The organism is Portibacter marinus (assembly GCF_021533195.1).
Lineage (GTDB): Bacteria > Bacteroidota > Bacteroidia > Chitinophagales > Saprospiraceae > Portibacter > Portibacter marinus.
This window is the reverse complement of record NZ_JAJNKB010000002.1, coordinates 122,931-146,649: the sequence shown is the minus strand read 5'-3', so window position 1 is coordinate 146,649 and position 23,719 is coordinate 122,931. Positions and strand designations below refer to the sequence as shown.

The 23,719-nt window shown below is 40.1% G+C and carries 19 protein-coding genes; 9 read left to right on the top strand and 10 right to left on the bottom strand.

Features of this window, described 5'->3' with window-relative positions:
* Nucleotides 1-8: 8 nt before the first annotated feature.
* Entirely contained in the window at nucleotides 9-1,382 is a 1,374-nt protein-coding gene (locus tag L2567_RS04775; protein ID WP_235296587.1) for a saccharopine dehydrogenase family protein, read from the top strand.
* 15 nt (nucleotides 1,383-1,397) lie between these two features.
* Here the strand turns inward: L2567_RS04775 and L2567_RS04770 are convergent, their stop codons facing one another.
* The gene (locus tag L2567_RS04770) at nucleotides 1,398-2,525 is read right to left on the bottom strand and encodes a saccharopine dehydrogenase family protein (protein ID WP_235296586.1); all 1,128 of its coding nucleotides are present in this window, start codon (nucleotides 2,523-2,525) and stop codon (nucleotides 1,398-1,400) included.
* A gap of 341 nt (nucleotides 2,526-2,866) precedes the next feature.
* Here L2567_RS04770 and L2567_RS04765 point away from each other — a divergent pair, with 341 nt between their 5' ends.
* The 3 genes from L2567_RS04765 (at nucleotide 2,867) to L2567_RS04755 (ending at nucleotide 7,921) form a co-directional block, all read left to right on the top strand.
* Nucleotides 2,867-5,338 carry an FtsK/SpoIIIE family DNA translocase gene (locus tag L2567_RS04765; protein ID WP_235296585.1) on the top strand — a complete coding sequence of 824 codons (2,472 nt, stop codon included), beginning with the start codon at nucleotides 2,867-2,869 and terminating at the stop codon, nucleotides 5,336-5,338.
* A gap of 259 nt (nucleotides 5,339-5,597) precedes the next feature.
* On the top strand, nucleotides 5,598-6,257 hold the full coding sequence (locus L2567_RS04760) for a LolA family protein (protein ID WP_235296584.1): 660 nt from the start codon (nucleotides 5,598-5,600) through the stop codon (nucleotides 6,255-6,257).
* 209 nt (nucleotides 6,258-6,466) lie between these two features.
* Nucleotides 6,467-7,921: a polysaccharide lyase gene (locus tag L2567_RS04755; protein WP_235296582.1), complete on the top strand. Its 1,455-nt coding sequence runs from the start codon at nucleotides 6,467-6,469 to the stop codon at nucleotides 7,919-7,921.
* Nucleotides 7,922-8,003: 82 nt separating this feature from the next.
* Here the strand turns inward: L2567_RS04755 and L2567_RS04750 are convergent, their stop codons facing one another.
* From L2567_RS04750 to hemW, 3 genes are all read right to left on the bottom strand, one after another.
* The gene (locus tag L2567_RS04750; RefSeq protein WP_235296581.1) at nucleotides 8,004-9,437 is read right to left on the bottom strand and encodes a tetratricopeptide repeat protein; all 1,434 of its coding nucleotides are present in this window, start codon (nucleotides 9,435-9,437) and stop codon (nucleotides 8,004-8,006) included.
* Nucleotides 9,438-9,564: 127 nt separating this feature from the next.
* Nucleotides 9,565-10,839: a M43 family zinc metalloprotease gene (locus tag L2567_RS04745; protein ID WP_235296580.1), complete on the bottom strand. Its 1,275-nt coding sequence runs from the start codon at nucleotides 10,837-10,839 to the stop codon at nucleotides 9,565-9,567.
* 162 nt (nucleotides 10,840-11,001) lie between these two features.
* Nucleotides 11,002-12,114 carry a radical SAM family heme chaperone HemW gene (hemW, locus tag L2567_RS04740; protein WP_235296579.1) on the bottom strand — a complete coding sequence of 371 codons (1,113 nt, stop codon included), beginning with the start codon at nucleotides 12,112-12,114 and terminating at the stop codon, nucleotides 11,002-11,004.
* 47 nt (nucleotides 12,115-12,161) lie between these two features.
* Between hemW and L2567_RS04735 the strand changes: the two genes are divergently transcribed.
* From L2567_RS04735 to L2567_RS04715, 5 genes are all read left to right on the top strand, one after another.
* Nucleotides 12,162-13,931, top strand: coding sequence for a BamA/TamA family outer membrane protein (locus tag L2567_RS04735; RefSeq protein WP_235296578.1), 1,770 nt, complete (start codon nucleotides 12,162-12,164; stop codon nucleotides 13,929-13,931).
* Nucleotides 13,932-14,099: 168 nt separating this feature from the next.
* The gene (locus L2567_RS04730; RefSeq protein WP_235296577.1) at nucleotides 14,100-14,897 is read left to right on the top strand and encodes a hypothetical protein; all 798 of its coding nucleotides are present in this window, start codon (nucleotides 14,100-14,102) and stop codon (nucleotides 14,895-14,897) included.
* Between the two features lie 7 nt (nucleotides 14,898-14,904).
* Entirely contained in the window at nucleotides 14,905-15,126 is a 222-nt protein-coding gene (locus tag L2567_RS04725) for a hypothetical protein (protein ID WP_235296576.1), read from the top strand.
* 2 nt (nucleotides 15,127-15,128) lie between these two features.
* Nucleotides 15,129-15,677, top strand: a complete 549-nt coding sequence (locus L2567_RS04720) for an archaeosortase/exosortase family protein (RefSeq protein ID WP_235296575.1) — start codon at nucleotides 15,129-15,131, stop codon at nucleotides 15,675-15,677.
* On the top strand, nucleotides 15,664-16,290 hold the full coding sequence (locus tag L2567_RS04715) for a hypothetical protein (protein WP_235296574.1): 627 nt from the start codon (nucleotides 15,664-15,666) through the stop codon (nucleotides 16,288-16,290). Before L2567_RS04720 ends, L2567_RS04715 begins: the two co-directional genes overlap by 14 nt.
* A 4-nt stretch (nucleotides 16,291-16,294) precedes the next feature.
* On the opposite strand, the gene L2567_RS04710 is transcribed toward L2567_RS04715, so the two are convergent.
* Genes L2567_RS04710 through L2567_RS04685 form a run of 6 tightly spaced genes read right to left on the bottom strand, consistent with a single transcriptional unit; the run spans nucleotide 16,295 to nucleotide 23,640 of the window.
* Nucleotides 16,295-17,881, bottom strand: a complete 1,587-nt coding sequence (locus tag L2567_RS04710) for a hypothetical protein (RefSeq protein ID WP_235296572.1) — start codon at nucleotides 17,879-17,881, stop codon at nucleotides 16,295-16,297.
* On the bottom strand, nucleotides 17,878-20,076 hold the full coding sequence (locus L2567_RS04705; RefSeq protein WP_235296571.1) for a hypothetical protein: 2,199 nt from the start codon (nucleotides 20,074-20,076) through the stop codon (nucleotides 17,878-17,880). Before L2567_RS04705 ends, L2567_RS04710 begins: the two co-directional genes overlap by 4 nt.
* Nucleotides 20,073-21,173 carry a BatA domain-containing protein gene (locus L2567_RS04700; protein ID WP_235296570.1) on the bottom strand — a complete coding sequence of 367 codons (1,101 nt, stop codon included), beginning with the start codon at nucleotides 21,171-21,173 and terminating at the stop codon, nucleotides 20,073-20,075. The genes L2567_RS04705 and L2567_RS04700 overlap by 4 nt, the downstream gene beginning before the upstream one ends.
* The gene (locus L2567_RS04695; protein WP_235296569.1) at nucleotides 21,173-22,042 is read right to left on the bottom strand and encodes a DUF58 domain-containing protein; all 870 of its coding nucleotides are present in this window, start codon (nucleotides 22,040-22,042) and stop codon (nucleotides 21,173-21,175) included. The genes L2567_RS04700 and L2567_RS04695 overlap by 1 nt, the downstream gene beginning before the upstream one ends.
* A complete protein-coding gene (locus tag L2567_RS04690) occupies nucleotides 22,032-23,003 on the bottom strand; it encodes an AAA family ATPase (protein ID WP_235296568.1) in 972 nt (323 codons plus the stop codon). The genes L2567_RS04695 and L2567_RS04690 overlap by 11 nt, the downstream gene beginning before the upstream one ends.
* A 1-nt stretch (nucleotide 23,004) precedes the next feature.
* A complete protein-coding gene (locus L2567_RS04685; RefSeq protein WP_235296567.1) occupies nucleotides 23,005-23,640 on the bottom strand; it encodes a DUF4159 domain-containing protein in 636 nt (211 codons plus the stop codon).
* Nucleotides 23,641-23,719: the final 79 nt, after the last annotated feature.

Below are 23,719 nucleotides of genomic sequence, written 5' to 3'. Positions count from 1 at the left end.
AAGCCACAATGCGAAACATACTATTAATTGGAGCCGGAAGATCGGCCACCAGCTTGATTAAATACCTATTAGATCATTCGTCAAAGGAAGATTTAAAGATCACCATAGGTGACTTGTCCAAAGAAAGCGCTGACAAATTTACCAAAGGTCATCCACGTGCAAAAGGTATTCAATTCGATGTATTCAATCAAGCTCTTCGCTCCCGTGCCATTCAAGAAGCAGACATTGTCATTTCCATGCTCCCTGCCAGTCTTCACATTGAAGTGGCGAAAGACTGTCTTTTGTATCATAAAAATCTGGTGACCGCCTCATATGTCAGTAACGAAATGCAAGCTTTAGACCAAGAGGTAAAGTCGAAGGGACTTATTTTCATGAACGAAATCGGGGTCGATCCGGGGATAGATCATATGAGCGCGATGCAAGTCATCGACCGGATTCGTGATGTAGGAGGAAAAATGCTGATGTTCGAATCCTTTACTGGGGGTTTGGTGGCCCCGGAATCAGATAATAATCTATGGCACTATAAATTCACATGGAATCCGAGAAATGTGGTGCTGGCAGGACAGGGCGGCGCAGCAGAATTTATTCAGGAAGGTACCTATAAATACATTCCATACCACAGGCTATTTAGGCGAACGGAATTCTTAGATATCAAAGGTTATGGTAGATTCGAAGCCTATGCGAATAGAAATTCTCTCAAATATCGCAAGATCTACGGCCTGGAAGACATTCTGACTCTGTATAGAGGAACGATGCGTAGAGTTGGTTTCAGCAAAGCATGGAACATGTTTGTCCAGCTGGGCATGACAGATGATACATACGCTATTCCAAATTCGGAAGAAATGACCTACAGAGAATTCATCAACCTATTTTTGCCCTATTCTCCAACTGATTCTGTAGAATTAAAGATCCGTTATGCGTTGAAAATCGATCAGGACGATCTGATGTGGGACAAACTTTTAGAATTAGATATTTTCAATACAGAAAAGAAAATAGACATCGTCGATGCTACTCCTGCTCAAGCACTTCAGAAAATACTAATGGAAAAATGGACACTCCAGGACAATGAGAAAGACATGATCGTCATGTATCATAAGTTTGGTTATCATCTTAATGGTGCCAATCATCAGATTGATAGTAATATGGTTATAATAGGCGAAGACCAGACCTACACGGCCATGGCTGCCACAGTTGGTCTGCCAGTTGCCATAGCGACCTTAAAAATATTAAACGGTGAAATTACTTCCACGGGAGTTCAGATTCCAATCGCTAAGGAAGTATACAAACCTATACTTCAGGAATTAGCATCTTACGGCATTGTATTTCAAGAACAAGAAGTAGAATACCTGGGATATAACCCAAAAGGAGGTGTAGTGAGTTGAGGTCAATGGTCCGTTTCACGATATTTCCCCATAGATACGAGATACATATGGTCCATTTAAAAAAGCGCTAGTATCGATATCAGATTGTAGAACCACTCCTTGGATTTCATTTCTTAATAAATAGTAAGCAGCCTCGCAGAGAGAAGATGCTGTAGTAGCCTGTATGGCTCTAATGGTATGTCCTCCTATAAGTGTAGGAGGTATGTCGTAAGACTTATCGATACATCTCAAAACCTCACTTTTATCAAAACCCATTGCACTGGCGTACATGACAATGCGATCGCTTTCAACGGTGGGAACAACACGCCTCATAAAATCATCTAACTCAGCTGGTGTCTTATATTGATCGATATTTCGTTTGACCCATTCGTAATGGCCAGGATATCTCAGTGTTTTATAATCCAGTTGCATAACCTTACCCTCGAGGGCACCTGGCAAATTAGCTGAACCTCCAGAAGTATAGTCAGCTTCAAATTGTTCTCCATTAATGATTATTTGCTCTGTGTTTGAAAGAGATGAAACTGACTTTTTGTGTCCATCTCTTATAATGCTCGTATCCTTCATATATTCGGTCGCTACCCCAATTGTACTCCAGGTGTAGGCATAGTAAGAAGGCGGGCCAGCTGATGCTGAAAGAGCACCTACACGCATTTTCAAACTCTGCAGCTTGTCCACACCATAGCTTGCTTGGAATTGTTGATATAAATGGAGACCAAGCACATTAACGTAGCCAGGAGCAATCCCTGTTTGAAGTAAAAACCCTTTATCTGCGCTTTGGGCTAATGCTATGATTTGATTCGTTTCATCCACATATTCTGTCAAATTCGCATAGTGAGCATTAGAGTCTACAGCTAGCCTTGCAATTCTAGGTGCTTCACTTCCAGGTAAACAGTCTAAAATGACATCTGCTTCGGCAAATAAATCATCTATTTCTTCGTTTGTACCAGTGAGCGGCATGATAAAAGATTTCACGCTGACTTCCCGATTCTTCCCTTCTGTGATCCAACTCATAGCTTCCCCCAGGGATTTAGAATTGATATCGCCAATATAGACTTTTGGATACATGGCTGGGTTACAGGCCAGGATGAGTGCCGCAGCACGACCTATCCCTCCAGCACCGCATATGATAATGGTCGGATTCATTAATGTGGCTTTTGATGGACCAAAATGAGATGATTCATTTTAGTCCCCATTTGAAAGATCTAAAAATATAGATTTGACAGGAAGGAAGAAAAGTTTTTAAAATTAATTTCAAAGTGGCAGTCATCGTCATATGACAAAAAAATAAATTTTTAACTGCTTTAAAATCAAAAATGAAGGTCAAGTAAATACATATTACGATTATTTGTTATATATAATCTGTTAATAAATAGTTAAAAACAATTGACAATTTATTATAATATTTATGATTAAATCATAACTTTACATTGTCGTAACGGACACAAATTAAGTAATGTAGTATAGTTCCATTCCAAAAGCAGATTATGGCACGTAAGAGACGCGTATCAAAGAAAAAGAAGACGCTAAAACTGAAAGATGAGAGGTGGAGAAAGTTCTTCGGACTTTTTTGTTGGCTTGTGGCCATTTATTTAGCCATAGCCTTTGTTTCTTATTTATTTACATGGAAGGTAGACCAGGATAAAGTGCTGAAATTTTCCTGGATGGTACTGTTCCAAGGTGATTTAGGAGTGAGTAATTGGCTGGGAAGATTAGGAGCAGTGACATCCAATGCTTTCTTTTACTGGGGCTATGGGCTACCATCTGTTACCACTGTTTTTTTACTGTTAAGACTTGGTTATGATTTGATTAAAAGAAGAAGGCTTGGACCTTTTTGGTTATTGACCGGAAATGTGGTTCTCATTTCACTTTTCTTTTCCTTATGTCTTGAATTTGCTTTTAGCAATTCTGAATTTACATGGGGTGGGGCCTTTGGAGAGAGCTCGTATTTATGGCTGAGTAATTTCCTAGGCAATATGGGACTTCTGGTTATGATCATTTTTATCACCACAGCCTATATCATATGGAATTTTAATCCTTCGTTTTCCTTCGCAGGAATAAATATTCCATTCAGAATACATAACCCACTTGAAAAGATGACCCAGAAATGGGCTAAAAATATAAAAGAAGCGAAAGCAGTTCCATCCCAGAAACTGGCGCAAGAAGGAGATCAGGCTGAGGATTACCTCAGACCTGGTCTATCTTCCTCTTCTAAAGAAATTGAATCTGAGGTCGTTGCAGAAACCGATTTATCTGACGGCACTTCCAGAAATTTTGGAAACGGACTGGAGTTTGAATCAGTACAAGACTCCAGTCCGCGGCCGAATTTAACATTGGACTCAGAATTAGAGATTACTGCTGCCAATGGTGAAGGATTGACGACCAGTTCTGCCATTGGACAATTAACCGATGATTCTCAATCTATTCCTGGCAAGCCAAATACCAGAGATCCCTACAATCCCAAATTGGACCTATCTAATTATAAGATGCCTGTTTTAGATTTCCTGAACGATTATAACGAGCATAAAACAGAGATCGACCGAGCTGAATTGGAAGCCAATAAGGACCAGATCATCGAAACTTTATCCAACTATAATATTAAGATCACTAAGATCCGGGCAACCATAGGTCCTACCGTCACCCTTTATGAGATTGTTCCTGCACCCGGAGTGAAAATTTCCAAAATCAGAAACCTAGAAGACGATATAGCTTTAAGTTTGGCTGCACTAGGGATCAGAATCATTGCACCTATACCAGGCAAAGGGACCATCGGTATAGAAGTTCCGAATAAAAAGAGTCAGATTGTTTCATTGAAAGAAGTGCTCAACTCTGAAAAATACAGAAATACGAAAATGCAATTACCGATTGCATTGGGTAAGACCATCGCCAATGAAGTATTCGTTGCAGATCTTTCTAAGATGCCGCACCTGTTAATTGCAGGTGCTACCGGCCAGGGTAAATCGGTGGGAATCAACACCATTCTAATGTCACTGCTTTATAAAAAGCATCCATCTGAACTGAAATTGGTTCTCGTCGATCCTAAAAGGGTGGAGTTACCCATCTACAATGATATTTCTAAGCATTACCTGGCTAAGTTGCCCGGCGAAGATGAAGCCATTATAACAGATACCACGAAGGTGATTCATACTTTGAATTCTCTCTGCATAGAAATGGACAATCGATATGAGTTACTGCAGAAAGCCAGAGTAAGAAACATTAAAGAATACAACAAGAAGTTTCAGGACCGGAAGTTGAATCCGCTTGAAGGACACAAATTTTTACCCTTCATTGTCCTGGTCATTGATGAGTTTGCAGATTTGATCATGACTGCTGGAAAAGAGGTGGAAATGCCAATAGGAAGATTAGCCCAATTGGCAAGAGCCGTTGGAATTCACTTGATCATTGCTACTCAAAGGCCTTCTGTTAAGATCATTACCGGACTCATTAAGGCGAACTTCCCTGCGCGACTTGCTTTCAAAGTGACTTCGACTGTCGATTCAAGAACCATCCTGGATTCTAAAGGCGCAGATCAGTTGATCGGAAGAGGAGATATGTTGCTATCTATAGGAGGAAATAATGTGAGATTGCAGTGTGCATTCATCGATACGCCGGAAGTAGAAGAAGTTATTACACATATAGCTGGTCAACAAGGCTATGAAACGCCGTATATGTTGCCAGAGTTTGTAGGAGAAAACGAAGATGGAAATGGAAAGGCCATCAGCTACTCCGACCTGGATCCTATGTTTGACGAAGCAGCAAAATTGATCGTTGGAAGTCAATCAGGTTCTACCTCGATGATTCAAAGGAAATTATCGTTAGGTTATAACAGAGCCGGCAGAATCATGGATCAGATGGAATCACTGGGTATTGTAGGAGCAGCACAGGGGTCGAAACCAAGAGAGGTTTTGTTCTTCAGCGAACAGGAACTCGACGCATTTATGGATAAATTAAAGAACTAGAAAGATTGCATTGTTGAAATTTATTTGTCAATGCTGCCACTTAAAATAAATTAACGTCGCCCAAGTCTTGAGAACTGCATGACTTGAGCTTCATATTTCGACCACCTCGCCTTCGCAAAGCAGGGAATGATAATAGTAGTAAGCCGCTGGATGTAATTTCAGCGGCTTTTTTACAGCAGGCTTTTAACATATTCTTAATAACGATAAGTAAACTTATTCTAGATAATTTTCGTCTTAATAGTATAAAATGACACGAATTATGAAATTATTCATTTCAATGTTTCTTTTAGCTTTCCTTATTGCAGCGGCCGGTGCTCAGGACAATGCAGTGGCAATAAAAGATCCAAAAGCTGAGGCCATTTTAGACAAAATTTCCAGTCAGCTATCGGATTATGAAAGCGTAGAAATGGATTTTGAATTGAACATTGAATTTCCAGGCATGGGTGAAGAAGTGCAGAAGGGGAAATTAATACAAAAGGGTGATAAGTTTTATGTAGATACGGAAATGCAGTCTATATATTCTGACGGTGAATCGATCTGGATGCATATGAAGAATAATAATGAAGTGCAATTAAGTAATGCAGATGTGGCAGCGGCTGGTGGTTTCATGGATCCCACTTCACTTTTAAATCTATATAAAACCGGTGAGTATGCATATGCGATAACAGCTGAGGCAAACGGAAACCAGGAAATAGAATTCAAACCATTAGACAAGTCATCACCGTATTCTAAGATGAGATTATCTGTGGTCAAAGGAAAAAATAAAGTGAATTCTATGAAGGTGTTCTCTAAAGATGGGAGTAGGTATACCATGAAATTATCAGATGTCATACCCAATAAATCTTACCCTGATGCCATATTCGTATTTGATAAAAGTAAGTATCCAGGTGTTCATGTAGAAGACTTAAGGATTGATTAAAATATATAGATTGAGTTTTGGTTAGTAAAGTAAGGCGATGAAAGCAGTTTCATCGCCTTTTTTTATGGCACAAGTAGACGATATAGAGATTATCCCTAGAAGGTAGAATTTAGTCTAAATCCGGTCATGCGAAAGTCCAGATTGCATCATGAGTCCACTTCCCTATCTCTTTTCTTTCTAAATTATCATTCAAGAACAAAAGATCTGATATGAAATTCCATTATTTACACTTCCTGATTCTCATCTTGTTTGTCAATGTATCATTGCTGCACAGTCAAGAATGCGATAGTACTACCCTACTTTTCTCACAAACTTTTAACCAATATCTGGATAGCAATAAAGTTTATACGGTGGATATGGTAAGAAATGATTTTGATAATGTTTCAGCAAGAACTTCTGGAGAGATCCGTGGATTGAGTCCGGATTGGCCTCAGGAAAACCGAGTGGTCAATGGCGAGCTTAGGGCTCAATACCTTAAAAACGATGCCAGTGCAAGAAGTGGAGGATTCTTATTCGATAGTTCTTTCGATGGTGTGGAAGAAGCAGTCCTGGAATACAGATTGAAGTTTGATTCAAACTTTGTCTGGACCACCGGCGGAAAACTTCCTGGACTGGGTGGAGGCATATCAAATTCTTCAAGTATACCAGCTGGTTGCACTCAAAACCAAGATGTTATTCAGAATGCTTTTTCTGCCCGTTTAATGTGGAGGAGAAATAGAGCCTGGACACAACCTCCGTATCTAATTGTATATCCTTACTTTCCGGATCGTACTAGTAATTGTGGAGGACATCTCCCTTTTATAAGAGATATTGAAAAAGACATCTGGTATAAGATTAAACAATATATTAAGTTAAATACGCCTGGTGAATATGACGGCATTTTGCAAATGTATGTAGACGACATATTGCTTTTCGAGCAGAACGATATCTTATTTCGAAATGCTGGAAAAGATAATGTGAAGATCAATTCTTTGATCATGCACACGTATAGAGGTGGTAGTAGAAATGATACCGTATGGCATTCTCCTACCACAGATTACATATATTTTGATGACTTTAAAGTTTGGACCAATTGTAGGTTCGGAGAAGTAGCCAATCAAAAACCCTCGGTGTCTTTCGTGGTACCAAGTCAAGATACAATAGTCACAGAAGGATATGAACTATATGTTGAAGCTATGGCAACCGATAATGATGGACTCATAGAGCAAGTAGAATTGTTTGTTAATGAGGAGTCGATCAGAACAGAAGCTGTTTTCCCATACACCTGGGGACATGCCAATTCTCCGAATCCCAACGAAGTAAACAATTTGCCCATAGGTCAGCATGAAATCAAGGTCGTCGCCACAGACAACAGAGGTGGTACAAACGAGGCCTCATTTATATTGACTGTCGAGCAGTCATCTTCCAACCTAGAGAATTATGAGAATGAGAATGACATTTCCATTTCACCCAACCCCTTTAATGACTTTATGCTTGTCACTTCGGATCTCAGGGCCTTATCAAGGGTCACTTTATTCAATATCTCTGGCATGAAAGTGAAAAGCATTGACAATTTGCAAGTCAATGAGCTAAAAATAAATACTTCTGATTTATCAGATGGAGTCTATATTCTTGAAATTATCGATGAAAGAAATGGTATTATCTATCGCAAGGTGTTGAAATAATCGATTGCTTATTTCATAATGTCATTGCACCAATGCAACGCTTTTTTGAAATACGAATAGTTTAGTACTCTACTCCCGCAGATCAATTTGCTGTCCTCACTCGGGTCTGTTCCTGGATCCAACAACCTACGGTATATGTAGAACCAGCTTTAATACTCCTGGAGAAAATATCTTCCTTTTTGGGCATATAGGCGCTATAAGTATTGATCAGTTGATTCGCTTCAGCTGCCAACGAAGGATCGATTTTTTTCGCATACTGCCATTTATCAATGGCCGGCCAGGTCACTACCTGACTATCAAATCCTGTACCGGGACCACAAAGAGGGCCGCTACTGGCATATAACTTCCCGATCAACATGTAAGGCTCGCCCCAATTGTCTTTATCGCTGGCGGCTTCAAGTGCATATTTTCTGGCCTGACTGAAATTTTTAAGATCCCTGTAATAAAGTTTGGCAATCAGTAAATTATACTTTGCTCGTTTTTCTGGATCATCGGATCCTTCTACAAATTCCTTGAATTTCTCAACAGCTTCTTTAAATTGACCATTGTTATAAAAATCAAAAGCTTGTCTTAAGGGACCTGCTGTTGAAACTTCAGGAGCCTCTTTCATACAGTTGGCCTTTCTGGCCTCAGCAACCTTCGTGAATTCGTCGAGCGTTTCCTCACAACCTCCGTATCTCAACTTTACAAACAGACCTACAATCACTTCACAATCTTCCGGGTTGTCTAAAAACTCTTGATAATACTTGTCAATATAGTATTCACAATCATAAAAAGCTTCATAGCCTTCTAATGCTTCTAATCGTGCAGGAGCATAATCGTTAATAATGGCCCATGCATCGCAATTTTCTTTGTCCTCACAATGCTCATTACCATATTTGATGACACCGAGCAATTTATTTGCATATTCCTTTCCTTCTTCTATAGTGATACGCTCTTCAAAAATATTCTCTACCAACACCTTGGTAAATGGATTGACCACAAAGTAACCTGTGCTGTCTCCTTGTCCATCTATAGCCTGTTTAAAAAGATTATAGATTTCCTGATCGCTATAAAATGGTCTATAGTTGTAAAACATATCGAAGGCTTGACGACCTGCCAGATAATCCTCATCTCCGAAACACTCCACTCGAAGTTCATAGAGATCCATTGCTTTTTCTGCCCACTCCTTCATCTCTGTAGAGTCTGATGTTTGATCATAATAGTGCTTAAAGATTCGAAGTCCGTCATCAAATTGGTATTGAATGGTCCCGTTTGACTTAGGTGCTAACCTCATGGCTGTTTTCCAATAATCGTAGGCTTGATCATAATCTTTTGCTCTAAGGAAATCCTTATAAAGTACATAGGCCGTTTCAGCTTGATCCTTCTGTGCTGGAGTGATGTCAGAGAAGCTGGCGCAATTTCCTTCATAAACAGGGCGAGTTTGTTCCGTTTTTTCTTCTGTAACTTCAGCTACTTTGGGAGTACATGAAAATAGGGTGTAAAGCAGAATAAGGATACAAATGATTCTTAGCATAATGGGTCTCGATATTTAATTCTTCAACATCAATCAAACTCAAAAATAGAAGATAAGTTTGCTTCATAAAAAAAATCCGGTAGGGAATGATTCCCTGACCGGATTCAATCATATTCAATAATATATTCTAAACGTTGAAATTCACAGATTGTGTATATTCCATCGACTCGCTACACTTCACCTGGAATTCATAACTACCTGACTTCACTCCATTCAAAGTAACACTGCTTCCTAAAGTGGATACCACAGTCCATGTAGATTCGTTAGTCTTTTTGTACCGAACATCAAATGTTGCTCCGGCCTGTGCATCCCAGCTTAAAGTCACTTTTTTCTTATTGACATTGGCACTCAAACCTGTAGGTGTGTTGCAATCAGCTGGAGGTGGCGGTGGAGGACCTACCTCTCCACATACATTGGAGGCATTGGCCGCAAGTGCTTGCAAACTTGAGGCAACATAGCCTTCCATTCTGCTAGACTGTCCTGCTGAAAACATGTACATACATGCATCATCCGTATAGTCCATATAATTCATGTGCATATCAGTAGATCCGCAAGTTGCAGCTCCATTTGCAGGGCACCCATAGTAAGGTCCACTGGAATCAGGAGTATCACCTACTCCATCATCAGAACCGCATCCACCTCCCCAGATATGGTCCAGTAAAAGGTAGTGGCCTAATTCATGGGTTAAAGTTCTTCCTAGATTATAGGTACCTCCCAATTCAGTACCACTACATGAAATAGACGCAAAGGCATTGTTGTCCACGACCACGCCATCACCGTCTCCATCTCCTCCTAAAGGTGAGTAACCTAAATATTGAATATCACGGACGAAAATATTCAAATAGCCACTCCAGTTTCTATCGCTATCTCCTCTGGTTTCATTCAATGTAACTGCCAAATCGCCTTCCGCAAGTCCATATCCTGCAGGGTGATTTTTAGTGGCTATGCAGAATTCGATACATGTCTCACCATTGGTTGTATTGAATAGATTAGAAATGGCATTCCAATTGCTAATATCGCTATTCGTCCCACTGTAATCCTCGTTCAGGATCCTGATTTGATCCATGGCCTGATCTCTCAAACAATTGATATCAGCGTTTCTGATTCTCTGGTAATGTATGGCTACAGGGATGATCACTTTATTAGGGCAGTCTGCTCTGTTAGTGACCACAGTCTCTATCCGATCAAATTTGGCCAGATGTCTTTTAACGTATGCAGGATCTTGTAATAATTGTCCCATATGAGCATCCATACCACACACTCTTTCTCCGGGAATTTGTACGTTGTTTACGCTTGCGATTTCATCGTTCGCAGAAGTCAGACCGATTTCTTTTTCACAGGAAGTGATAAACAATAACAACCCTGCTACCAACAGCAGATTGCTTAAGCTTTGCAATTTCATATCAAATTTTTGTTAGATGAATAATGACAACTAATGTAATAAGATTCTTGAAATCAAGTCTATCTAATAACAAAATTGTGATTTGAGAGGCATTATTTACATTAAAATCTATTTTTCAGTGTAAAAGCACAATAATGTATACCAGACATTCATTGACCTGGTTCAGACCAAAAACAATTCAGCTGCTGCCGCATCTGCAAAATGCTTTCCAGCTTGTGTGAGCCGATAGATTTTTCCATCTTGACTCACCCAGCCACGTTTTATGAGTTGTTCTACTTCCTTTTTAAAATGATCTTTATATTGATCCAGCTCATCAGTATTGATTCCCCAGGTAGTTCGTAATCTGGTCATGACATATTCATTATACCTCGTCACATCATCTATTTGCTCCTTTTCTGATGGCAACTTCCCTTCAAGGATAGAATTCATATACTTCACATTATGAGCAACATTCATAGATCTTTGCTTGCCGGTAAATGAATGCGCTGATGGCCCAATTCCAATATAATGTCTGGATCGCCAGTAGTTGGAATTGTGGATCGCTTCTTTACCTGGAATCGCATAGTTTGAAATTTCATAATGATGATATTTCGCCTCTTCCATTGCAGAGATTCCCATATTAAACTGGGTTGACACATATCCGTCATTAGGCTCTTCTTCCTTCCCTTTTTCCACCCATTTCCCAAGGGCGGTATTGGGTTCAACCGTTAAAGCATACATGCTGACATGGGGCACATTCAGGTCAATCGCGATTTCCAGGTTGCGAGCCCAAAGTTCATGGGATGAGTGTGGCAATCCGTAGATAAGATCTATCGAAAAGTTCTGAAACCCAAAGTTCCTGACCTCCTCCATACAGCGCATCGATTCGATAGCCGAATGAGCCCTATTCATCCAGACCAATTCACTGTCATGAAAAGACTGCACGCCTATACTAAGTCTGTTGACGGCACTATCTGACAAATGACTTAATGTTTCGACAGATAGGTCGTCCGGATTGGCTTCCAATGTGATTTCTGCATCATCCATCACTGAGAAATGCTTATAAATGATTTCAAAGATCTGGTTTAACGCTTGAGCACTGAGCAAGCTCGGAGTTCCGCCCCCGAAGTAAATGGTTTCAAGTTTTTGTCCATCTAACTCATTTCTACGCATGCTGATCTCCAGACATATGGCTCCTACCATCTCATCCATGTATTTGGTCGAGGTGGAAAAGTGAAAATTGCAGTAATGACATGCCTGCTTGCAAAAAGGTATGTGAATGTATATGCCTGACATCGATTGTAATCGTTCTAATCATCAAAAGTACCAATTTTACGCGGATTGTGAGATTTACTTATGGCTTAATACTATTCAGTTTTTTGTTGTGTGCCAATGTTATCAGTGGGCAGCAAACCAGGTATTTCATTCAACCCGGAACAGAAGATCCCGATTTGCAAAAGCGGTGGAAAAATAAGCGAATGGACAGTCTGGCATTGATCCTTGATCTACGCAAAGTGGTGAATGAGCTTCGGGCTTCCGCCTATCTAGAAGCCTCGATTGATGAGTTAAAGTTTGAAGATTCCACGGCTACCTTTAAAATTCATCGGGGTCCCAACTACGAATTTGGAAAGTTGGAACTGGAAGATCAATTTCAGGAGGTGCTTGCTAAAGCGGGTTATCAACCCAGGAATATTACCGGAAAAAAATTAGAGGTCAGCTTCATCGGTAAAATGTTTGACCGAGTCATTAAAGTGCTGGAAAACAATGGTTTCCCCTTCGCCAACATACAATTGAAGGACTATTCAGTTGAAGAAGGGTTATTTACCGGGTTCCTGGACATTGATAAAGGAAGATTGGTCACCATGGACACCTTCAACCTTTATGGTCTCGATCACATCAGCAAAGCTTATCTATACAACTACTTACAAATGCGTCCCGGCGATCCTTATAACACTTCGGAGGTCTTAAAAATTAAAAATCGAATCAATAACCTTCCATTCCTGGAATTGACTTCAGATCCAACCGTAAGATTTATAGGTAATTCAGCTATTGTCAATCTGAAGTTGCAGGAGAAGAATGCCTCGAGATTCGATTTCATCATCGGAATTCAGCCTAATTCAGGGCAAGAGCAGCGATACACCATAACTGGTGATGTCAACTTTGAGGTGCAGAACAAGTTGAAGCAAGGCGAGCAATTTGCTATAAAATTTGAGAGACTGAAACAAGAAACCCAACGATTTGATTTTAATTTTCAATATCCTTTTTTATTGGATTTCCCTTTTGGCTTTGATTCGGAATTCAATTTATTTCGCAATGAAAATAAGCACCGCGATCTCAATTTTAGCTTCGGAGTTTTATATCAATTGAAAGCCAATAATTTCCTCAAAGCCTTCTACAATATTCAAACCAGCAGGCTAATCGAGATTGATACACAAAGCATTGTGAGGACTCAGAAGCTCCCCTCCAGGCTAGATGTATCGACCAATAATTTTGGTTTGCAAAGCAATTGGCAAAATTTGGATTATCAGTTTAACCCGAGAAAAGGTTATCGGATATTGTTGCGCGGAACGGCAGGACAGAAAAACATCATTCCTTCGAATGCAATCCTTGATCTAGAAAGTGATGTGGTTGATTTTTCGCAAGCGTACGACAGCATTGACCTTAGCACCTATCAATTTAAAGTTAATGTGCAAACGGAATTTTACTTACCAATAGCCACCAGATCTACTATTAAGACAGCTTTGAGGGCAGAGAAGATTTTTGCGGAAACCAGGATTTTCGAAAATGAATATTATCGCATAGGTGGCAATCGACTTCTGCGGGGTTTCGATGAAGAGTCCGTATTTGCTGAGTTTTATACTGTTGCGACGCTTGAATATCGTTTATTGCTGAGTAGAAATTCCTTCTTAGCTGCATTTGTGGACTATGGTGTGAGGCAAAACAGATACTTGGACGAGTTTGAATGGGATCAGCCATACGGTGCGGGAGCAGGCTTTAGCCTGGAAACGGCAGCGGGTATTTTTGGGGTCAATGTAGCCGTTGGGTCTCAGATGGGCAATCCTTTAGACTTCAGGAATATCAAAACACATATGGGATTTCTAGGGTTGTTTTAAGACTTCACCTTTCAGCTGCTAATTCCATTGCATTATGATTGGGCACAATTCTTGGTAATTTATTATAAGGACTCAATGCCAATTAGATCTTCCAATAGTATATTATTCTGTATTATTGTATTTTTAATTTGAATTGTATTTCTTATGAATACCAAATCAATAAGCAAAATGAAACGAACCCTATTACCTTTGGTGATTGTATTTTTATATTTTTCATCAACTACTGCACAAGATTCATGGACAGATTTAATGCAAATGGAAGATCCTCCAAGCGGAATACAGGGAACCGAAATACAGTCTTCGAATCTCGTCATTCCAGCATCTGGCGTTGATTTTTACATGGATCAGGTCATGTTCAATGATGGTTGCTCGATAAGTAATGCTCCGGTTGCTGAAGATTTTACCAGTTCTAGAATTGGTCCAAATAATATATCTGATGGTTGCCTTGGAAGCATATCAGATACGAGTGACGATGCATGTTACGCTCCAGGTGATGTCCAGTCAGGATTTACTTTGACTCCAACAGAAGATGATTATGTTGTGTTAGGAACTGGTTCTCTTGGTGCTCCTTCATATGCAGCAGGGCCCAATACTTTTACCGACAATACCATTTTTAGTTTTACTTCAAGTGTGAACGCAGTCTCTTTTGAACTGATCACACCTTTTGCAGCATCCGCAGTATTTACCGTTGAAGTATTTGGAGCAAGCGGTTCTTTAGGGAGCACGAATATCAATTCTAATGGTAATACTCCTGTTTTCCTGGGTATGATTGCCAGTGAAGATATCACGCAAATTTTGGTTACCAATACCACGGACACAGGAGAACTCTTTACAAGTCTCACTTTTGATTCCTGTGCAGATTTTACGGTACCTACCCTTGGTCAGTGGGGAGCTATTATTTTAGGATTACTTTTGATTATTTTTTCATTTTCGCTAGCAAAAAGCCGAAATTTGCATAAAGCATGACTTTAAAATGAATGAGAAAGAACAATTCTCTTTTAGATTATTTGGACTCCAGTTTTCTGGTCATAAAAAAAGGCTGATCGCTCTGGTACTTAAGGTCTGGCTCGCTCTGGCTCTTCTGTTGTTGATATCCGTATTGGCATTTGGCTATAAAATGACGACTGCTGATATTCCTGGCGGGTTAATCAGCGGTGTCTTGTTGGCCTATCTCATTCATCTTTTTCAAGAATAACATTGGCACAAAGAAAAAAAGAGCAAGAAAAAGGGACACTCTCCAGGTCGTTTAAAAAGCAAATGTTGATCTACATAGGTTTGGTAAGTTTTTGCTCCATTGTTTCGATTATCTTCACCAATAAAGAGTGGTTTGCACCCATCTCACAGAAACTTTTGAACGCGTATGCCATCGTGAGTAGTGGGGTTCTTAATATTTTTGGACAAGGCACTACTTCGGTAAATGGAACCATCTCTGGATCCGGTTTCTCCATTGCCATTAAAGAAGGATGTGACGCCCTTGCGCCAATGTTATTGTACTTTTACTCAGTTTTGTTTTTCAAAGCTTCATGGAGACACAAGTTAAAGGGGCTGGGCATCGGATTACCCGTTTTAGCAGTGATCAACATCATCCGTATTTGTACGTTGTTTCTAGTAGGCAAGTATGGCAATGATGTCATTTTCGATATCATGCATGTGGATGTATGGCAGGTATTATTCATCATATTTACTTTGATCATCTGGGTTCAATGGTTGAAGAGAACGGAACTGATTCCTAATGTTAAAGCGTAGTCCCATTACCAGGTTCGTGGTACTTTTTCTGGCTATTTTTATTTCGCTGATCGTTATATTTTCCATTACTAAAGTAAGAGCAGTTCATTGCTCCTATTATTCTGCGGTTGCAGCACCCCTGTTTAACATCATTAATCCACATGTCTTTGCGGAATTCAGTCCTGGAGGGCATGAAACCAATCCCAACTGGGACATTGAATTTAAAGTATGGGATAAGCGGGAACATGGGAGAGAGCTTTTCGTAAGGAGTTACCGAAGTAGAAATAATCCAAAAGCTTTACTCTATCAAAATCACCACGAGATCATCATCATTCCCTTCATTTTCATTATTGCGCTCATGTTGGCCAGTCCCATGGACTGGAAAAATAAGCTCTGGAGGACACCACTTGCCATCTTCATTTTCTATCTATTCATGACTTTTTATCTCAGTTATAGATTTGAATACACCATCAATAGAAACGAATTGCCGATGGACTCTATCTGGCATGTCCTTATTTCCTTTTTTGGCTTGGGCGGAAATACAGACCCCATTTACATTTTCGTTTTCCTCTTGTGTTGTATTTTGATCGTTCCATATGTGATCAATAAGAAAGGTCTGCTGAGTAAATTGTAGCAGTTTATGTGAGTTTCTCCAGGACCCAAATCAAACCGAATCCGATGAGAAATAGCATGTACCCCAACCACCAGGGCAAGGTTTTACGTAGCATATATACGTCGCTAATGGTTTTCCCTTCCTGTGATGAAAGTTGTAATAGTCGATCTTTTACTTTCAGCTGCTGCCAGGTTTTCCAGGCACTCGTGTCGAAAGCATAAAACCAATCTTCTGCTCTATCTGTGCTTCGAGTCAATTTGTTCCATCCCATTTGGGGTTCAACATGAGCATAAGCCACACCAGTCAAGAGCGGGAGGTTCATTAACGAAAGCTTCTGATCAAGCAGAAAGATGCTATCATCTTGCATCGTCTGATATAATTTCAATTCCACTTCATCCTGTGCAAATGTTGGGAACGAGCTTTCAGCCACAAAGCCTTCCTGAAATTGAACATAAGCTTCAGAAAAAACTTCTGACCAAATATTCTGATAAAGTTTAGCCTTATCAGCCAGGATCAATCGATAGGTACTCCCCCACTTCAATAGGACCACCTTACCATAACCCTTTCCAAATGAAAAACCCGAATCGAATGTTTTCCACTCATTAGCTAAGGAGTAAGTCAATCGTTGCAAATCCACGTTATCAATGTCCTCTGCTGATATATCAGCTAATTCATTGAATGGCAGGTCTCTTGCACGAGCTCCTTCGATACCGGGACTAAGAATCAAGCCCAAGCCATAATTGTCTATTGCAGATAGCACCACTCTCCTTTCCTCCGTATTGATAGAATTCCACATCTCAACATCCATTAAAATGACATCCAAGTCATGCAGCACCGATTCTGTGAGCCTATCAAAACTTAGCGAAGGTGCGTTGATATAAGTACTGTTGAATCGATCCTTAGACACTCTGACTTTTTGGATGATACCATGTCCCTCCTCCACCCAATAATTCTTCAGATAGTTGTATTCGAAACCCGGCCGATTGGTATAGATCAACATGGTAAGCTGCCTGGCGGGGAGTACTTGGAGAGGTAGTAGTTCAACAACAGTATCCAGGTTCTGAATCAACATCATTTTGTATTCATATAATCCAGCAACAGGGGCCTCAACGCTAAATTGGAAAAGTTCGGTACTGCCAAACTTTGGTTTTATCTGTTCTCCATCTGGTGACTCCAAAATGACATTGAACGTGTCATCACTCACACCATATACTTTACCATTAATACTGACTTTTTCGGATGCTATGACGCGATCATTGTAATGAATATCAAATAGCCCTGGCTGTATGTAGAACTGTGAATCGACTTTTACATGGAATGAATCCAGAAGGTCAAGATCTTCCAGGTGGTGATCAAATCCCGAGATGAGGACTGTATCTGTTTCACCTGCCTGCTTTGATATTAAAAACTCCGGAATGTTGGCTACCTCCGTGGCACGTTTGTACTTCGTCAATTCGTAAGTAGGATCAGCCATTGACAGCCACAAACCAAATAATCCTATGATCAGACAAATTGATCTAAAAAATTTATTAGACCATGTAGAAAAAATGACGAGAAAGAGCAATAAAACGGTGGTGACCGTGATCAATTCATATGTCCAAACGATGGTCATAATGCTTCGATCGCTGCCTTGTTGATGGGATGGATCACGGGCCTGGCCGGCACAACATTAGAAGATTCTTCTGGCAATGTACGCAGGAAATATCTGAGAAGCCGCTCCGCTTCCAATTTATTTTCAAATGCCTTCTTATTGATAATTTCCCTCAATAAGGATAAGCCTTTAAGTAAATCGATTTGCTCAATGGCCATCCTTGCCATGACCTGACCCGCCTCTTCAAGTACTTTCAATTCGGGTTCTTGAAATTCTAATTGTTGGTCAGTTCGCTCTGAGACGATCTGTATGGCTTCCTGGATTTTATCCAACTGTTCTTCAGTATTAAAGTTACGTTCATTCTCAGCGGATACTACCTCCTCTAAATCGCCACTTAATCGCTTTTCTTTCTCTTTGATTACAGGAGGATCAAAGCCAATACGGTGCACATAAACCCTTGCGTGATTTTTAATTTCCTGTAGATATTCTAACGCCTCATACTGATAAGGAAGTGATTCTTTAGGTTGATATAGCCTGAGCTGTAGTTCAGAGTCCCACATGACCGATAATGCCGCCTTCAGTTTGCTTTTCAATGAAATCTCAAAATAGGTGTTCACTTCAGTATTATCGTGATTATGAGATAACTCCTGAACCCAATCAGGTCTTGCAGGGTCCTCATTTCTCGTACCGTTTTCCTCAAGCAACATGCCTTCCTCAGCTTCATGATCATGATCATGCCCATATTCTTCTAAAACATTTACTTGACCTGCAACATCTCCATCGCCGTGGTCATGGTCGTGGTCGTGGTCCTGGTCGTCATGGTTTGCCTCGACTTCATTTTCGATGACAATTCCACTTTCAGCCTCTTCTCCCAGAAACTGTCCATATTTAAGTCTTAACAATTTCTGATCGTAGCCTAACTCATTGCTTCTTTGTTTAAATTCCTGTCTAGAAATCTGTCCTTTTTCAGCGATCAGCTTTTCGGTATCAATGATGATTTGCCGTTGACTTCTGAAAAAATCTGGCATCAGATCCACTTGCATACCAGATTGGTCCATATAATCTCGCGTTGTAGTGTCTTCTAAAACTATAAAATAGGTGGAAGACTTGGTGACCTGAATCCGAAATGGACAATTGTCCTTGGCCATCACATAGAAATACAGCTCGCTGCCTGGTTCCATTTCTAACGCTTTGGTTGAAAAGGAGAAGGTACTCTCACTCAGATTTTTTAAAGGAAAGGTTTTTTCCCTGAACTTAACGGCTTCTCCTTCACCATCAGCAACCGTTGCGGAAAGAAAAGCATCTTCCACGCCATATTCATCATTTATTTTAATGTTGAAATGAATATCATAATTATCTTTCCAAGGAAACTTCTGATATTCTTCGATACCTGAAATACCTACTTCCGGTTTTTGGTCTTCTTTAACACTGATGCTGTAATAGGGCGATTGGGTTCGGCGGCCTGCGGAATCATTGAAAGCATAATAGTAAACTGCACTGTTTAACGCTTTTATACTTTTGATGGGTGTTCTTTCATCCTCTCCGTAATATAGTTCTACTACCTCAACCGGACCTTGTATATCATATTTCCACATTAATTGGGAACCCTCGGCAACCGTGCCTTGCAAATCTTTATTGACATAAGTCGGTAAACCCGTATAAGCAGGTGGGCTGACTAACAGTCTCATATCCTCCAGGTAAGCAGAATCTTGTTTTGGGTCAATGGTTGAAACGAGGGTTTTCGTCTTTTCTTTATTCGACTCTACTTTACTTTTTTGACCATGTACGTAAGGAAGGGTGAACATAAGCAAAAACGATAGCAATACTATGGAAGCCAATCTGGTTAAAAGTCTTTTCCCGGAAGGAATGCCTGTATCAATGCTATTTAGTCTTTGCTGTACTATATTTTTTTGAAGTCTTTCCAAATCATTGAGCGAGACATCAGGGCGATCTAAAAGACTCAAGCTGTATTCTAAGGTAGGGTATTTTTGGTGTAAAAAGGTGACCACTTGTTGGTTCTTAGGCCAATTTTTGTAGAGAAATATCAAGATGAGTAAGCTGCCTAGCATTGGCACAGCTATCATCAACCATAATATTTCAATGCCACCGATTAAAAAATAGGCTAATATCCAAATCAACAGGATGCCAGACAAAGCCATCGCAACTTCCCTGTTGCGCCATCTTTTCAGGAGACTTGTGGTACTATCTAACCTCATCCTTTAATTGATTGGTATGCAAAATATCTTTCAACAAATAAAACGATTAAAAGTGCACTGATCCATATGTAGCTTTGATCAGCACTCTTAATTTTTGCTCTTTTTACTTTCGCCTGATCTTGAAAATTAAGTTCATTCTTAACTGTTCTGTCGAGTTCAGAGAGATTCAGATATTCATTGAGTATTACAGCAGCCAGATCAACCGCAAAATTGGACTCAGTTAAGCTTTCCCGGTTCAAAGATCCCGAAATTTTGTAAGCATGATGATAGTGTTTCTGTAATCGAAGCGACCCAACAAAATGAGACCAATCAAAATAAGTTGAGGACTCTTGATGAGCGATCGTATCTATTCGCATCAATAAGTCATAGTTCTCATCTACGTACTCAAATGCCAGAGGTAAGTTTTGTTGATAAGAATCGATGATAGCCCTAACCTGATTGGCCTCATCCTTTCTTTCACCAGAAGCCAGTATCTTGATTTTTATAGGCTCTTCATTAACTGTTTTAGCAGTATTGTTACTTTCCCATGTAATACCCTGTTCGTCACTTTTAATTTCAACAACAACAGATTGATCCTTATGGACCAGGGTATCCGTACGGCTAGAAGCATCTTTATACGGTATGGTCTTCCATTCAATCGTGCGACTCAACGGTATACTGCTACCTTTGAAGTCCTTTCTTAGGCCTCGGGTGAAAATGATGACAGAATCTCCAGACTGATTATACTTTCTAGCAAGCAACCACAAGGACGATGGATCTACTATGTCAGGTTCTACTTGCAGATCTAAGTCCAAATCTGACCATTCGGGACTTTCATACAATTGCTTTTCTACCACTACTCTCTTTTGAGGATGCTCAAGCTCGAATAGAGGTTTTGCTTGCCATATGACGAATATTGTGAGTAGCACTATTCGCAATAAATACAATAACCATTGGGAGGGCAAAATACTTCTGGCGGTCCTGGATTCTGACTCTTGAAGAAATGTTATGGACCCGAACGGAATAATAGTCTGTTTTTTCTTGCTAAGAAGGAATACAATGGTCGGAATCGCTATACCCGTCAATCCCCAAAATGCTGATGTGTTGGCCCACTCCATCATGCATTATTTTGTTGATAGACATGAAAAAACTGTCTCAAGCATTCGGTTATTGAGCGGTTCATGAGGCACTCTTCAAGATGGATGCCGAGCGCTAAACATATGTTATTTAATGCATTGAGATGTGCCAAAAGACGTTTCTGATATTGTGATTGAGTCGCTACAGCATTGACATTCAATTTTTCTCCAGACTCCAAATCTAAAAATGTGGTGTTTCTGCCGAATGTGAGTGATTTTTCTTTGGTTCCCAATATGTGAAAAAGTACGACTTCTGTCAGCGGATTCTTTAGCAGCTTAAACTGCGATTGCAGGACTTCAATTTGATCGTAAAAGTCTGACATATAGATAATGGTAGCATTTCTAAGAAATCCCGGATGAAGATTGAGGCTTGTAGTTGATGTTGTCAAATTATACAATTTTTCAATGGCATAGTGCCAATGCTTCATTCCACTACCACGAGGCATATTTTCTTCACTGGCTTGCCAGCTAAAACGATCGCCTTGATTGGCAACAATTCTCATCATGGAAGAGGTCAGGATTTTTGCTAACATTAATTTAGACCATCCATTTTCTTCGTACAGCATGGACCTCGAATTGTCAATAATGAAGTGGTAGTGATGTTCCGTTTCAATGATGGACTGCTTGATGTATAATTTTTCTGTCTTAGCAAACATTTTCCAATCAATATTCCGAATATCGTCGCCAGGAAGGTAATTTCGATATTGCTGAAATTCCATACCTTGCCCAAGTCTTCCGGAAGAATGCTTTCCCTGCATGAATCCTTTGGCAAGAATTTTTGAAATCCATTCAAAGTTCTTGAGACTCTGGATGGTGGAAGGATCAATCATCTGAGCTTTTCTAGTTCCCATTCACTATAGATGAAAGGATCTCGCTAATTCTTACTTCTTCTGAAATGGCTTTAAAGTTGAGTAAAATTCGATGCTGCAGTGCAGGTAAAAGCATGGTTTTCAAATCATCAGGCGTAACGGCATATCGATCATCCAGCAAGGCATGGGCTTTTGCTGCCAGGATTAATGCCTGTCCGGCTCTTGGACCTGCGCCCCAATCAACATATTTCTTGACTTGTTCATTTTTGGTGTCATGTGGCCTGGAACTACGAATCCATGAGCTGACCTGCTTTACCAATTCTCGATCAATAGTCACCTGTCTGCATAAGCTTTGAAGCTCCAAAATTTGTTGCATGCTATATACCGCGTCGACCATTTTTTTTGCATTTCCTGTGGTGGCAGCGAGAATCTGTTCTTCCTCTTCGCCGGTTGGATAATCTACTTTGATATAGAGTAGAAACCGGTCTACCTGAGCTTCAGGCAGAGGAAAAGTGCCCGATTGTTCAATAGGATTTTGAGTAGCCAATAAAAAAAATGGTTCCGGCAGAGGATATCTCTTGCCTGCATAGGTGACTGCGTGCTCCTGCATTAATTCCAATAAAGCTGCCTGCGTTTTTGGGGGAGTTCGATTGATTTCGTCAGCCAGGACTATATTTGCAAATACAGGACCTGGTGAATATTTGAAAAATTTATTGCCTTGCTGATCGGTTTGAAGAATTTCAGTACCAAGAATATCTGAAGGCATCAAGTCCGGAGTAAATTGAATTCTGTTAAAGCTTCCTGAAACAGCTTCTGCGAGTGTTCTTACCAATAATGTCTTGGCCAAACCGGGGACACCTTCCAGCAAAACATGACCTCCAGCGATCATTCCTACCAATAATTGAGTGATGACCTTGTCCTGACCGATAATCACTTTATGTATATTCTGCCTAAGTAAGGCCGTGTTTCCGATCAGATCTGAAACGCTTTCCTGGTTCATCATTCTATCCTGTTAATGCATGAACGACGATATTTACCCCAAACCTGGTGTTATCGGTCTTATACCATCGCTTATTTCTAAAATCATAGTCCCACTCACATCCGTAATCTTTATTACTATAAAGCACCCCTATCCTGTCATTGATCAAAATAGCCTTCAGGTACTCATGCACCAGGTCATCTCCCCATCCATTTAATTCTTGCGAAGTAGTGGGTGGACCATCGAACTCAAAGAAACAATTATAGATGGGATGATCGTTAGATAATTTCACCAAAGCTTCAGGGCCAAATATTTCAGCCATCTGTTGCTCGAAAGATTTGGCAAAGAGTCCATCAATATCATGATTACAATCATCAGCGAAAACAAATCCACCTCGTCTGACATAGTTTTCAAAAACTTTTTTCTCCTCAGAGGTGAACTCGACTAACTTATGTCCGGTCATGTAGCAAAAAGGAGCCTGGTACACTTTTTCACTGCTGAGCGAAACTATGTTCTCGGTCGTATTGACTGGAATGGTTGTATATTCCACAATAGAATGCAGGAGATTAGAGGGCATCCGCTGATCCGCATCCCAATCTCCCGATTCGTACATCAGTCTGGTAAAGAAGAATTCATTATTGTACTGAACTTCTTTTGTCATAAAATTTTATTCCGCAACAAGCTATTAACTCTAGCTTAACTCAGCTTGCCCCAGCCCCAGTCTTAGCATTCTAGATCCA